Source organism: Pseudarthrobacter sp. BIM B-2242 (assembly GCF_014764445.1).
Classification (GTDB): domain Bacteria; phylum Actinomycetota; class Actinomycetes; order Actinomycetales; family Micrococcaceae; genus Arthrobacter; species Arthrobacter luteus_A.
Window position 1 is genome coordinate 1,203,960 of sequence record NZ_CP061721.1, and the last position, 13,573, is coordinate 1,217,532.

10 protein-coding genes are annotated in these 13,573 nt (G+C 66.6%); 5 read left to right on the forward strand and 5 right to left on the reverse strand.

Going from position 1 to position 13,573, the window contains the following annotated elements:
• Positions 1-63 precede the first annotated feature (63 nt).
• Entirely contained in the window at positions 64-1,158 is a 1,095-nt protein-coding gene (locus IDT60_RS05670) for a peptidoglycan bridge formation glycyltransferase FemA/FemB family protein (RefSeq protein ID WP_191081214.1), read from the forward strand.
• On the opposite strand, the gene manA is transcribed toward IDT60_RS05670, so the two are convergent.
• From manA to IDT60_RS05690, 4 genes are all read right to left on the reverse strand, one after another.
• Positions 1,155-2,411 carry a mannose-6-phosphate isomerase, class I gene (manA, locus tag IDT60_RS05675; protein ID WP_191081215.1) on the reverse strand — a complete coding sequence of 419 codons (1,257 nt, stop codon included), beginning with the start codon at positions 2,409-2,411 and terminating at the stop codon, positions 1,155-1,157. The two genes, IDT60_RS05670 and manA, sit on opposite strands and share 4 nt — an antisense overlap.
• Before the next feature lie 66 nt (positions 2,412-2,477).
• A complete protein-coding gene (locus tag IDT60_RS05680; protein WP_191081216.1) occupies positions 2,478-4,151 on the reverse strand; it encodes an LCP family protein in 1,674 nt (557 codons plus the stop codon).
• A gap of 11 nt (positions 4,152-4,162) precedes the next feature.
• Positions 4,163-4,774, reverse strand: a complete 612-nt coding sequence (gene purE / locus IDT60_RS05685) for a 5-(carboxyamino)imidazole ribonucleotide mutase (RefSeq protein ID WP_370590723.1) — start codon at positions 4,772-4,774, stop codon at positions 4,163-4,165.
• On the reverse strand, positions 4,771-5,967 hold the full coding sequence (locus tag IDT60_RS05690) for a 5-(carboxyamino)imidazole ribonucleotide synthase (RefSeq protein WP_191081217.1): 1,197 nt from the start codon (positions 5,965-5,967) through the stop codon (positions 4,771-4,773). The genes purE and IDT60_RS05690 overlap by 4 nt, the downstream gene beginning before the upstream one ends.
• 172 nt (positions 5,968-6,139) lie before the next feature.
• Between IDT60_RS05690 and IDT60_RS05695 the strand changes: the two genes are divergently transcribed.
• Complete coding sequence (locus IDT60_RS05695; protein ID WP_164201459.1) at positions 6,140-6,712, forward strand: GtrA family protein; 573 nt, start codon at positions 6,140-6,142, stop codon at positions 6,710-6,712.
• Between the two features lie 63 nt (positions 6,713-6,775).
• On the opposite strand, the gene IDT60_RS05700 is transcribed toward IDT60_RS05695, so the two are convergent.
• Positions 6,776-7,474, reverse strand: coding sequence for a TIGR03089 family protein (locus tag IDT60_RS05700; RefSeq protein ID WP_164201457.1), 699 nt, complete (start codon positions 7,472-7,474; stop codon positions 6,776-6,778).
• Between the two features lie 414 nt (positions 7,475-7,888).
• Here IDT60_RS05700 and IDT60_RS23375 point away from each other — a divergent pair, with 414 nt between their 5' ends.
• Genes IDT60_RS23375 through IDT60_RS05715 form a run of 3 tightly spaced genes read left to right on the forward strand, consistent with a single transcriptional unit; the run spans position 7,889 to position 13,567 of the window.
• Entirely contained in the window at positions 7,889-8,428 is a 540-nt protein-coding gene (locus IDT60_RS23375; protein ID WP_255527074.1) for a WhiB family transcriptional regulator, read from the forward strand.
• A gap of 29 nt (positions 8,429-8,457) precedes the next feature.
• Positions 8,458-11,787, forward strand: a complete 3,330-nt coding sequence (locus tag IDT60_RS05710; RefSeq protein WP_191081218.1) for a glycosyltransferase family 2 protein — start codon at positions 8,458-8,460, stop codon at positions 11,785-11,787.
• 55 nt (positions 11,788-11,842) lie between these two features.
• Entirely contained in the window at positions 11,843-13,567 is a 1,725-nt protein-coding gene (locus tag IDT60_RS05715) for a DUF5719 family protein (protein WP_370590736.1), read from the forward strand.
• Positions 13,568-13,573: the final 6 nt, after the last annotated feature.

A 13,573-nucleotide genomic window follows, 5' to 3' on the forward strand; every position in this document is an offset into this window, starting at 1 on the left:
CGGCATCCGGGGGCAGCCGCCGCAGGGCCGGGCACACCAAGGCGTTGGTATAGGGTTGAATTCATGAGTCTTGCCGTTATGCCCTGTACTGACCGCGCCGTCTGGGACGGATACGTTGACCAATTTCAGGGCCATCCGCAGCAACTGTGGGGCTGGGGTGAGACCAAGGGGATGCATGGCTGGTCCGTGGACCGGGTCCTGGTCACCGACGACGAAAACATCCTCGGCTGCGCCCAGTTGCTGATCCGCAAGCTGCCGTTCCCGTTCCGGGCACTCGTGTACGTGCCGCGCGGCCCCATGTGCTCCGCCGACCACGCCACCGCCGTCCTGGAACAGCTAGCAGCGCATGCTTCCAGCCGCCACCGGGGCGTTGCGCTGAGCATCGAGCCTGACTGGGACGCCGAGTCCGCCTTCGCCCCGGCGGTGGCCGCCGCCGGCTTCACCCCGTCCAGCAACACCGTGCTGATCCCCCGGACCCTCATCCTCGACCTGGCCAAGAGCGACGATGAACTCATGGCAGAGATGTCCAAGTCCACACGTGCCAACATCCGCAAAGCCATGCGCAGCGAGGTGGAGTTCCGGAAGGTGCAGACCCCGGCGGAACTGGAACAGGTACTGGGCATCTACCACGAGACGGCGGACCGGGCCGGGTTCGGAATCCACGAGGACCAGTATTACCGCGACATCTTCGCCAACCTGGGCGAGGGGTCACCTATTATCGGAGCCTTCGACGGCGGGCAGCTGCTGGCGTTCGTCTGGCTGTCCCGAAGCGGGGCCACGGCGTTTGAGCTCTACGGCGGCGTCTCAGCCGAGGGGCAGAAGCAGCGCGTGAACTACGGCGTGAAGTGGGCCGCGCTGCAGGCCATGCGCGAGGACGGCTGCGCGCGCTACGACTTCAACGGCCTGCTGAATGACGGCATCTCGGACTTCAAGAAACAGTTCGCCAAGCATGAGAACTTGCTGATGGGCACGTGGGAGAAGCCGCTGTCACCCCTTTACCCCGTGTACGCCCGGGCAATGCCGGCCGCCCGCAAGGGGCTGCAGGCAGCGCGAAAGGCCCTGCCGGCAGCCCGGAGGGGGCTACAGAATGCCCTGCCGGCAGCTCGGAAGGCCCTGCCCGCGGCACGGTCGTTCCTGGGACGGGTCACACAGCGCTAGGCGCCTTTGCCGGCCCCGGTGGTGACCGCGAAAGCAACGGCTGCCTCCGAGGCGCCCGCCACCGGATGCGCGTTGACCGGAGCCTCGGAGGCGGCCAGGAATGCGCTCCCGCCGCGGGCCAGCTTCAGGTCACCCTTGGGGGAGTCCAGGTACACGGCGCCCGAGACCACAAGCACAACGGCGGCCCCTGACTGGGCGATCGGGACCGGTGCGGCGCCGGGGGCCAGCTCGATCCGCTGAAGCTGGAATTCCCGGAACGGCGGGCGGTAGAGTTCCTGACCCAGCGCGGAAAATTCCGGGGTGAGCATCGGCACTGCCACCGACGTGAAGTCGACGGTGCGCAGGAGCTCGGGCACGTCAATGAACTTGGGTGTCAGTCCGCCCCGGAGCACGTTGTCGGAGGAGGCCATGACTTCCACTCCCAGCCCCGAGAGGTAGGCGTGCACTTTGCCCTCGGGCAGGTAGACGGCCTCGCCGGGAGCGAGGGAGATGCGGTTGAGAAGCAGCGAGATCAGGACGCCAGGATCACCCGGGTACTGCTCGTTCAGGCTGACCACCGTGGACAGCTCCGCTTGGTACGGTGCCAGCGGGGCGCCGGAGGCCAAGGCAGCAGCCACCATGGCCGTGGCCTCGGAGACTTTTTCGCCGCCGTTGATCAGCCGTTCAAAGGCGTTCCGGAGGCCGACGCCTTCGTTGGGTGAACCAAGGTCGTCCAGCAACTCGTTGAGCAGAGCCGGCACGTCGCCTTCCACGGGGTCGAAACAACCGGCCACGTGCAGCAGGATCTGCCGTGTGGCCGCCGGCGCACGGAATCCGCACAGTGACTCAAACGGCGTCAGCGCAAGGATCATCTCCGGCTTGTGGTTGTCATCACGGTAATTCCGGTTGGCCGCATCCTGGGCGATACCGGCAGCGTTCTCGCGCGCGAAGCCCTCCTTGGCCTGCTCAATGCTGGGATGAACCTGAAGCGACAGCGGCTGGGCGGCGGCAAGGAGTTTTGTGAGGAACGGCAGCCGCGGCCCAAACTCCGCCAAGGATTCACTGCCCAGGAAATGCTCCGGATCGGAGGAGATCAACGCGTCCAGTGGTGCTTCGGAGCCGTCAGGACGGCGGGCCTTTGACGGGGCGCCGGGGTGTGCACCGATCCACAGCTCGGCTTCCGGGCCGCCGGACCCGGGGCGTCCCAGCAGGCCTGCGATGGCTGTCCTGGAGCCCCAGGCATAGTCGCGAAGGGCGTTTTCAAGTTCGTACACAGCCGGGGTCCATTCCTTTGTATTCAGTCAGGTAAGAGTTCGGTGGGGCGGAGTGGGGCAGCATGCCTACATGGGCGCACATTGGCCGTTGGTGGCCACGAGTTCACGGATAGCTTCCTCATTACCCGCAAGCTTGAGCTCGGTCAGCAGCTCCTCGGTGATCGGCTCGCCGTCGGGCGTTGTAGTCACCGGGGTGAAGTCCGGCGACGGCGCCGGGGTTTGCTGCCCGGGCACGCCTGCGCGAAGGCCCGCAACAGGCCGCAGCGGCCCGGACGCCTGCGGGTGGCCGCCCGCAGCTGATGCCTGCACGATCCCGTCGCCGGTCACACGGTCATCCATCACGCCGTCCTGCGGTGCGGCGGCCTGCGGGCCGGAGGCTGACGCCAGGAGCTGGTCCACCCTGGTGTGGATGACGTCGAAGTCAGGCACCGTCGAGAAGGACGCGTCGAAGTCGGGCGGGCCGATGGTCAGCCGCTTGGCTTCCTGGCCCTTGGCCTTAATGGCGAGGTCCAGGAAGCTGCCGAGCTGGGACGACGAGATGTTGGAATCCACCACTTTGGTGCCTGCGCTGGCGATGTCCTCGAACTTGGACAGCAGCGTCGCCGGGTCGAGCTGCTTCAGCATGGCCTGCTGGACGCACTGCTGACGCTGGATCCGGGCGTAATCGTCGACGTACTCGCGGGACCGTCCGTACCAGAGTGCCTGGTCGCCGTCGAGCGTTTGTTCACCGGCGGGAATCCAGCCCAGGGGCATGCCATGAGTACGCGTCACTTCGTCGAAGTAGCCGCTCATCGGAACCCAGCCGCCGGCCTTGATCCTGATACCGCCCATAGCGTCAATGAGTTTGGCGAAGCCCTCCATGTCCACCAGGACGTAGGCCTGGACGGTCAGGCCCAGGGTCCCTGAGACTGCTTCCAGGGTCGCCTGCGCACCGGGGTCTGCGACGCCGGGGTAGAGGTCAGCGTGCTCATTCGTCACTTCGGTGTTGATGGCATTGATCAGGCACTCATCGCCGCAGTCGTAGCCGTCAGGGTAGATCTCCCGCATGGGCGAGCCTTCGCTGAACTGGGCGTTCTGCAGGTTGCGCGGGACAGAGATGATGGCGGTCTGGCCGGTCTTGGCGTCCACGCTGAGCACGGAAAGGCTGTCCGGGCGGCGGCCGGTGCGGTCGTCGCCCGCATCACCGCCCATCATCAGGAAGTTGTACCGGCCCTCCACGGGGTCGATCGACGGTCCGGCCGAGAAAATATTGCCAATGGCGTTGCGCCCCACGTTCAGCAGGTAGGCCGCGTAACCCAGTGTCCCGCTGCTGAGGACCAGGGCAAGTACGAGGGAAATCACGACGGCGGGACGCGCCCCCGGTGCCAGCAGGACCGGGCGGATCAGTCGCAGGGTGTTGATAAAGAGGAACGCCCACCACAGTGCCAGGGCAACCAGAACCACGATGATGACCAGCGAGGCGTAGGGGTTGGTGATGATGCTGATCAGGAGCGTTCGGTTGAAGACCAGAAGCAGCACGGCCACCACCAGCAGCGCCCATACGCCCAGGGTTACCCGGAGGGCGGTGCGGCCGAGTTTGCGGTCGCCGGCCACAATCTGCGCACTGCCGGGCACCAGAAGTGTCATCAGCAGCAGGACAAAGGCCCGCTTGGTCCGGACGGGGGACGAGGCGCCGGACGGATACCGAACGGGGTCCGTCATGGCCGTGCCGGTGGCGGGGTGCTGAACGCTTCGGGACATATTCCGGTACCCTAGCGGCTGCCCCGGAGAACGCCATTGCCGTCAGCGAAGACTTCACTGACTTTCTGCCTGAGGCTGGCTCCCTTGCGCGTGGCGGCGTCGTTGAGTTCCTGGGCGAAGTCCACAAGGTCCGCGCGGAGTGATGCCGCCAGCCCGTCCGTGCCGGAAGCCAGGATGCGGACAGCAAGCAGGCCGGCATTTCGCGCACCGGCGATGGACACGGTGGCTACCGGAACGCCTGCCGGCATCTGGACGATGGACAGCAGGGAATCCATGCCATCGAGGGTCTTCAGCGGCACCGGAACACCAATGACGGGCAGGGGAGTGACACTGGCGAGCATGCCGGGCAGGTGGGCTGCTCCGCCTGCGCCTGCGATGATCACGCGCAGCCCGCGTTCATGGGCGGTCTGGCCGTACCGGATCATCTCGGTGGGCATCCGGTGCGCGGAGACCACATCTGCTTCAAAAGGTATGCCGAATTCAGCCAGCGCGTCGGCTGCGGCCTCCATGACCGGCCAATCGGAATCTGAACCCATGACCAGCCCAACGATGGGGCCGGTGCCGGTGCCGGTGCCGGTGCCGGTGCCGGTGTGGCCGGGTCCGGGCGTAGTTTCGGTGCTCATGCGTTCTCCTCGGAAATCCGTGCTGGTCCTTCGGCCGGAACCCGGCCGTCGCGGATGGTGTCAGCCACGCGGGTGGCGCGCTGCCGGACCGAGTCCACGTCGCCGGTGGCGTCCCCCACCAGGTTGACGTGGCCAATCTTTCGGCCGGGGCGGACTGACTTGCCGTAGCAGTGAACCTTGGCAGCAGGCTCGAGTGCGAGGGCAGCCGGATAGGCGGAGAACAGGTCCTGGTTATCGCCGCCGAGGAAGTTCTTCATCACCACCACCGGGCCAAGAACGTCGGTGGCACCCAGGGGCAGGTTAAGGACTGCCCGCAAATGCTGCTCGAATTGGCTGGTGACGGAACCGTCCTGCGTCCAGTGGCCGGTGTTGTGCGGCCGCATGGCAAGTTCGTTGATCAGGAAGCCGGTGCCGGTTCCGGGAGTTTCGAAAAGCTCCGCGGCCATGACGCCGGTCACTCCCAGTTCGTGGGCGATCCGCAGGGCAGCGTCTTCGGCGGCCGCAGCCACCTCCAGGGGAAGGCCAAGTGCGGGCGCAATAACTTCATCGCAGACGCCGTCCACCTGGATGGTGTGGACCACTGGCCAGGCCCTCGCTTCACCACCGGGAGTCCGTGCCACCAGGGCCGACAGCTCGCGGCTGAAATCAACCTTGGCTTCGACGAGCAGAGGGTTCATGGCCTCAAACCACTCGGCGGCTTCGGCGGCATCCTCGGCGGAGTCGATGATCCGGACGCCCTTTCCGTCGTACCCGCCGCGGGGCATTTTGAGGACCACCGGCCAGCCGGTCCTGTCGCCGAAGCTCACCAGCCCGGCAACGTCGGAAACAGCTGCCCACGCCGGATTCGGGAGACCCAGGCTGTCGATGGCGGCCCGCATTACCAGTTTGTCCTGCGCGTTGACCAGGGCATCGGGACCCGGCTGGACGTTCACGCCGGCAGCCAGGAGCTCACGCAGGTGGTCCGTGGGGACATGCTCGTGGTCGAACGTCATAACATCCAGGCCGTCCGCGAAGTCGAGGAGGGTTTGGAGGTCTTTGTAGTCACCGACCGGTGACGTGGAGACTGCTGAAACGGCCGAAACATCCTCGGCTTCAGCCAGGACACGCAGTTCAAAACCAAGGGCGGTGGCGGCTGGGGCCATCATGCGCGCGAGCTGGCCGCCGCCAACCACGCCGATTACTGGAAAAGTCACATGTGCCAGCCTACAGAAAAGCTCGCGGTATCCCGGCTTTCGGGCCGCCACGGGGCCCGGAAGCAGGTAATGCGGCCGTCGCGTGACCGGGCGGGAGGGGGCGGTTCGCGGTTTTGGGGGCTAAAATGGCCTCTGGCCGTGTGGCCCACAGAACGGACGGCCATGGAGGGTCATGATTAACTCACTCGCAGATCGTATCCGGGGGCTAGCCTCGCTGTTTTGGCGCGAGGTAGCCAAATTCGGTGCCGTCGGCGGAGTGGCTTTCGTGATCGACAACGGCCTGACGTACTACCTGATGCACGGCCCGATGACGGACAGTGAAGCCAAAGCGCGCTTCGTCGGGGCAAGCATTGCGACTGTTTTCTCATGGATCGCCAACCGGCTGTGGACGTTCCGGCATCGGCGGCAGGCCAACGTGCTGCGCGAATTCCTGATGTTCATTCTCATCAACGGTATCGGGATCGGGATTTCCACCGGTTTCACTGCCCTGGCGAAGTATTCATTCAACGTCACCGACAAAAACATGCTGTTTGCCGCCGGGGTTGTCGGCATCCTGGTCGCAACGGTGGTCCGCTTCTTCGCCTACCGCTTCCTTGTGTTCAATCAGGAACTGGACCAGGAGCCGGAGTTCTCCCACGACCACGAAATCATCGAACTGCACCATCATGAGAAGGCATCGGCTGCGGCCGTGCAGAGCGCGGACCTCCCGGAGAAGGATGCTCCGGACGCCACGCGGCAGCCGTAGCCGGGCGCTGACCCGGGCACTGAGCCGGGCAGCCTCGCAGGCCGGGGTGCGTCCTCTGCAGGGCTACTTTCCCTGGACGCGTTCTGCGGCGAGGAGCTGATCCGTCAGCTGCACGTCGGCGTGGGCCAGGACCACGGAGCCGCCGTTCTGCCAGGCGCCCAGGGAGTTGGCCAGGGCTGCTTCCAGTCCATCTGATGCCGGTACCAGCAGCCTGACTCCTTCATCGTGCTGAGCGGCGAAGCCGGTCAGCAGGCCTTCATGAAGGTGCCGTTGGCCGTCGCTGCCCGCAATGGCGCAGCCCGACGCCGACGGATCCGAATGTGCCATGAAGACATCACCGTGGGAACGCACCTCGGCGGCATAATCGATCACTCCGGCAGGGAGGTCCCCGGGCCACCGCATTGCCAGCGCCGGCAACGCGACGGCGATTACGGCGTCGTACGTTCCCGTTACATTTCCGGGCTTGTCGGTGACGAGCAGGTCCGCCTCGCTCCCGTTAAGGACGGTCTCCATGCCAATCTGCCAGGCAGCCAGGGCCCAGATCAATGATTTCCAGTGCGCGGGGAGATCAAGGCCGAGGCGCATGCCTGGTTCGGCGTCGAGCTCGTCCTGCAGCAGGTTGCCTGTCTTAGCCACCCAGTTGTCCAGGACACGGCCGGAGAGCTCCACCCGCTCGGAGTCGGGGCCGTACCAGGTAAGGCGGGGCGATGTGGAGTGGCCGGAACGAAGGGTGGTCATCAGGTCGATCGCCGGGATGCTCATGGCACTATCTTGCCACGCGGGATACGCGGTTACCGGGGGCGCGGGGAAGCTGCGTGACCGGGCAGGATGCGGCCCGCAGGCACTCGTCGGCCTGTGATGTTACTCACATTGTTTTGTCATCTCATTTGTCTTATTGGCTTCGGCCCTGTATTTTCTGCCGGTATTCCTTAGGCGCAGGGGCTTCCGGGGACGACTGGCCGCAGTGAGGCCTCCGCCGTGCCGGACTGCAGAAAAATTTCCGGGCGTGGCGTGACGGCGTTTCGCCCGAAAGGTTGATTATTATCCCGTCGGCGGCTTGACTCACTGCTAGTTACACACGTGTAATTAGATATCGAAAGCGACTGCATAAATCCCGGCACACAACCGAGTGTCAAAGGGATCCAGCAGTGGCTGAAAACATTCAGGAGGGTCGCCGTGGGGCAAGCAGAGCGTATCCATGAAGATGCCGTCGCCGGCCAGGCAACGGCTAAATACCGCGCACGGGGCGTACCGAGCGACTGGTATGTGGATCCCGCCGATCCTGACGCCGCAGACCGTTACAACCGGGACGTCAAAGACCCCCGCCAGGACCAGGCCACGGCATTCCTGGCGGCACACGAGGCGCTCCTTGACGGCGGGCACGACCCGGATGATGACCATCTGGACCCGCCCATGGAACTGCGCACTTCCGGGCCGGAGACCACTCAGCCGGTGTGGATCGGCTTGCCGTTCAGGCAGGATTTTGACGACGAAGGCGAACTAGGCTGGCAGACTGATGCCTTGTGTGCCCAGACTGATCCGGAAGCCTTTTTCCCGGAGAAGGGCGGATCGACCCGCGACGCGAAGAAAGTCTGCGGAGCATGCAATGTGCGCTCACAGTGCCTCGAATACGCGCTGGCGAACGACGAACGGTTTGGTATTTGGGGTGGCCTTTCCGAGCGTGAACGCCGGCGGCTAAGGAAGCGAGCAATCTAATTCTTCAGGAAGTACATGTCACTGCCGTTGTGGTGTCCCACAACGGCAGTGACTATCTACCCAGAACCCTGGCCGCCCTGGCGGACCAGACCAGGCCCGTCGATTCAGTTATAGGGGTGGACACAGGCTCGCGTGACGACTCCTTGGCCCTGCTGGAGCGGGCCCTGGGAGCCGGGAACGTCCTCAGCTTTCCCCACGGCAGGAGCGGCATGGGGGGTGCCGTACGCGCCGGACTCAGTGCACGGTCGCCCTGGGAAGGCCAGTCCAGCCGCGCAGCGGAGTGGATCTGGCTGCTTCACGATGACGCAGCCCCCGCCCCGGAGGCGCTGGCTGAACTCCTCGGTGCCGTGGAACGCGCACCATCGGTGACGGTCGCCGGCTGCAAGCAATTGGACTGGCACTCCGGACGCCGACTGATCGACGTCGGGCTGTCCACCAGCCGGTGGGCCGAGCGCCTCACCATGATTGACGCCGACGAGCTCGACCAGGGCCAGTACAACGGCCGTACGGACACTTTCGCAGTGAACTCAGCGGGCATGCTGGTCCGGCGCGATATCTGGGAACACCTTCAAGGGTTCGACCCCGCACTTCCCGGCACGGGTGATGACGTCGACTTTTGCTGGCGCAACCGCCTCGCCGGGCACCGCGTAGTGGTTGTTCCCACTGCGCGGATGTTCCATGTGGCCCACCGCCCCCATGCCCAAGGCAACCCCTCGGCCGCCCGCAAGGCGCAGGTCCACCTTCGGCTCAAGCACGCACCGCTCTGGAAGGTTCCCATCCATGCTGTGGGCGCCCTGCTGGGCAGTATCTTCAAGCTCGTCCTGAGCATCGCGGTCAAGGACCCGGGACACGGATTCTCCCAGCTCGTAGCGACGATCGCTGCACTGGGCCGGCCGGCCGCTGTGGCAAAATCCCGGCGGACGGCAGCCAGTACCCGCCGGATCAGGCGTTCGGTCATCAAGAAGCTGCAGACGCCCCGGCGTGACGTCTGGAACCACCGGCGTTCCCTGATGGAGGCCCTCGGTGCAGACAGGTCCACAGCCGACGGCCTGCTGCACGACCCCCTCGCGGACCAGCCCACCGGCGACTCCACCGATGACTTCGCAGCACTGACCACCACCGAACGCGGTTGGGTGGGCGCTGGTGCACTCGCCGCCATCTTCATCGCGGCCGCAGCTTCCGTGACCGCCCTCAGCGGGTTGTTCCGTGCCGAGGCCGTCTCCGGCGGCGGCCTGATACCTGTGTCCGCCACCCTGGGCGAAATCTGGCACCATGCATCCAGCTGGTGGATCAGCCTGGGTGCGGGGCTTCCCGGCAAGGGAGACCCGTTCGGTTACGTGCTGTGGATCCTTGGCGTGTCGGGCGGCGGAGATGCCAACGCGGCCATGTCCTGGCTGCTCCTGCTCGCCGCGCCACTGTCCGGCCTGACAGCCTGGTTTGCCGCCGGCGGTGTGACCACCAGGCGCCGCTTCCGCTTTGCTGCCGCACTGTTCTGGGCTGCCGCTCCGGCGTTGCAGGTGGCCCTCAATCAGGGCCGTGCCGGTGCACTGGTGGCCCACATCATGATCCCGTTGCTGGTCCTGGCCCTCCTGCGCGCCGCGGGATCCGCCGTTGGCCACGGGCGGTTTATCCTTCCGGCCCCGGGTGAGCGACGGTTTACCGAGAAGCCGCCGACGCATCCGGGCGTCAACGGAACACCGTCCTGGACCGCTGCTGCCGCGGCGGGCCTGGCCCTGGCTGTTGTTGCCGCAGCTGCACCCTCGCTGCTGATCCCCGCCGTGGTGCTTATCGTGCTCTGCGGCCTGATGCTGGGACGCCGCGGACGCACAGTCTGGTGGGCCCTGCTGCCCAGTGTGGCCCTCTTCCTTCCCTTTGGACTTTCCGTCATCGACAGGCCGCGGGCGCTCCTCGCCGATCCCGGCGTGCCGCTGGCATTCGAAGCGGCCCCCCTGTGGCAGCAAATCCTGGGCCAGCCCCTGCTGTTCGCACCCGGGGGTGGCCTGTCCGGGCTTCCCTTCTTTAGCGGTGGGGTCATCCCATGGGCACTCGTTCTGGCGCTTCTGGTTGCGGTTCCGGTCCTGGCGCTTGCCGTGGCGGCACTTTTCCTGCCAGGCAAACGCAGCCGGACTGCGCGTGCGCTGTGGGTGGCGGCGCTGGTGGTCCTGGTTGGGGGCTGGCTGGCCGGGCACGTCGCCACCGGCGTCCTTGGAGACGCCCTGGTCACACCGTTCACCGGTCCGGCTGTCTCGGCCGCAGGGTTCGCACTCCTGGCAGCGGCGCTGATCGGCGCCGAGCGGCTGCTTGATGCCGCGGACCGTTCCATGTCGTCGCGCGTCCGGCAAAATGTGATGCTGCGGTCCGCGGTAGCCCTGGGCATGGTGTTGCTGCTGGCAGGCCCCTTGGCCGGCATGGCGGCCTGGTCGGCGCAGAACGTCCTCCGGCCGGCCGCTGCGGCGCAACCGGCCGACGGTTCGGCCGGCCCGCCGCTCGGCACCCCCCGGCTCGTGGAGGCCGGCAACGCCCGCACGCTTCCGGCAACGGCGATCGACCGCGGCACCGGGCCTGAACAGTCACGGACGCTGCTGATCAGTACCAAGGAGAACGGCACCTTTGACGCAGCCCTGATGCGCGGTGCCGGAACAACCCTGGACAGCCTTTCCACCATTGCCGCCGCCCGGAACATCATGGGCGCACCAGGCCAGGAGACAGTCCGGGACGATGACGATGTCACCGCCTCCATCCGCAGCGTTGTGGCCACTCTTGTGGCCGGGCAGGGCGTGGACCCGCGGCCGCTGCTCGAACGCCTGGGTGCCGGATTTGTGGTGCTCCGCTCGGCAGATACCGCCGCCCAGATCACTGCCAGCCGGATGGACGCCGTGCCGGGCCTCGTTGCCGTCGGCCAGACGGATGTTGGCTGGCTGTGGCGGATCACGCCGCTGAACCAGCCTGCGCTCCAGCCTGCTGATGTTGCCCACCGGGTGCGGATTGTGGACCCGGCCGGCGCCACGGTGGCGCTCGTGGCCTCCAAGTACGACGACGTCGACACCACCATTGCGGAAGGGCCGGAGGGCCGGCTTGTGGTGCTCGCGGAGCGGCCGGATCCGGGATGGAGCGCCTGGTATGACGGCCGGAAGCTCACCGCCACGACCTCGGGCTCGGCCCAGGCCTTTACGTTGCCCGCGTCGGCGGGCCAGTTGACCATCCGCTACGACGCCCCGTGGGCACTGTGGGCCGGCATCGCGCAGGCAACGGTGTTCGGACTCACGCTGATGCTCGCCATTCCCATCCCCGCGCGCCGGCCCAACACGGGACTGTCCCGGGACGAGGGATCATTGCGTAAGGAACACCAGAATGCATAAGGACGCTGCCCAGCCCGGACCGGCCGGGTCAGAAACGCCTGCCGCCGGCCCGGAAATGCCTTTGGCACGCACGGGCGCTCCGGCAGCCACAAAACCCGCCGCGGATACGCGTCCTGGGGCGGATCCGCGCACTGCACCCGGCTCCGGTGCGGAAGCGGACACGCCAGCCAAGACGACAGCTGCGATAGCCGCGCCGCCTGCCGGCCGCAAGACCCCTGCCAGGGAACTGCTGGCCGGCCTGGTTTCTGCGGTGGCCATTGTTGCGGCGGCAGGAGGCATCGTCGCGGCTGCGTCCTTTGCCCCCCAACCGGCCGGCAGCCGCAGCATTCCTGCTGTCCTGGCCTCCGTTCCGGCGGGCGCCAGCGTGGGGGTATGTCCGGGACCGGCCCGCCTGCTCGAAGGGACGGAAGCGGGTACGGACCCGCAGTTCAGTCCGGAATCAGCGACGGCCAGGAGCGTCGTCACCGGCGCCGTCCTCAGCGCCCCCGGCGGTGTCCTTCCGGGAAGCGCGCTGTCCGCGCTCAACGGTACGCCCGCCGTCGAAATCGCCAAGGGTGGCGGCCAACCCGGCCAGGAATCCGGCCCCCAGGATGTAAAGGCCGGTGTGCTCAACGGGCACAATGTGGACGGCGCCACCGTCCTGGGCGCCGAGGCCCTGGAAGGCCAGCAGCCCTCCGCGGCCGGTGTTGTGAAATACACGGCCACCGACGGTGACCTCCAGGGTTCCGCGGCAGCCAACTGCCAGCCGCCTGCCAACGACCTGTGGCTCAGCGGTGCCAGCACCACGGTGGGCCGCAGCTCCGTCCTGGTCCTGAGCAATGCCTCCAGTACGCCGGCCACGGTCAGCCTGGAGCTCTTTGGGAATAAGGGGCAGATCCAGGCTCCCGGCAGCCGGGGCCTCCTCGTCGCGCCGGGGACGACCCGCTCCGTTGTCCTTGCCGGCCTGGCGCCGGGGGAGGCGCAGCTGAGCGTGCACGTCCGCAGCGCCGGCGGTCCCGTGGCCGCCGCCATTCAGCAAAGTGTGCTCCGTGGGCTGACGCCCGGCGGTGTGGACTTCATTGGGCCTGGAGCTGCTCCTGCCGCGAGGCAGGTCCTGACCGGAATCGACATCCAGGACGCCGGCGGAATCGCTGCCGTGACCGGCACCGGCGGCTTCGACGACGCCGGACCGGCATTGGCCATCACCGTCCCCGGTCCGTCGGACGCAGTAGTGGAAGTCAAGCTCTTCGGCCGGGATGGGCAAAAGGCCCTGCCCGGCGGCGGTGTTGTGACTGCCAAGGCCGCCGCGGTCACAGAGATTTCGCTGGCCGGTGTCCCGGCCGGCCACTACACCGTGTCCACCAGTTCGGACGTGTCATTTGTGGCCTCGGCACGGGTCACCCGCGGGGTCAGCAGCGACAAGGCCTCCGATGTTGCGTGGGCGGCTTCCGGTACCAGGCTGGGGAGCCAGCACGTCGTCCCGGTGCCGAAGGGGGGAGACAGGACCCTGGTCTTCGGCGTATTGGAGAACCGGGCAACGATCTCCTACAGCCCCGTCACAGCGGACGGCAGGATCCGGCCGGCGGCAACGGCCGATGTCGCGGGCGGCACCACCACGTCGATCAAACTTCCCGAACAGGTGGATGGTTCAGAAGTCGTGGCGTACGTCGTCGCAGCATCAGGGGACGCTGCCTACGGCGCGTTGCTCCTGCAGCAGGAAGGCCGCGAGGATATTTCAACGTTGGCCTTTATGCCGGCAGCGTCAGGACAGGAAAAGGTAGCCGTCACCCTGCGCTACTGAGAGTGC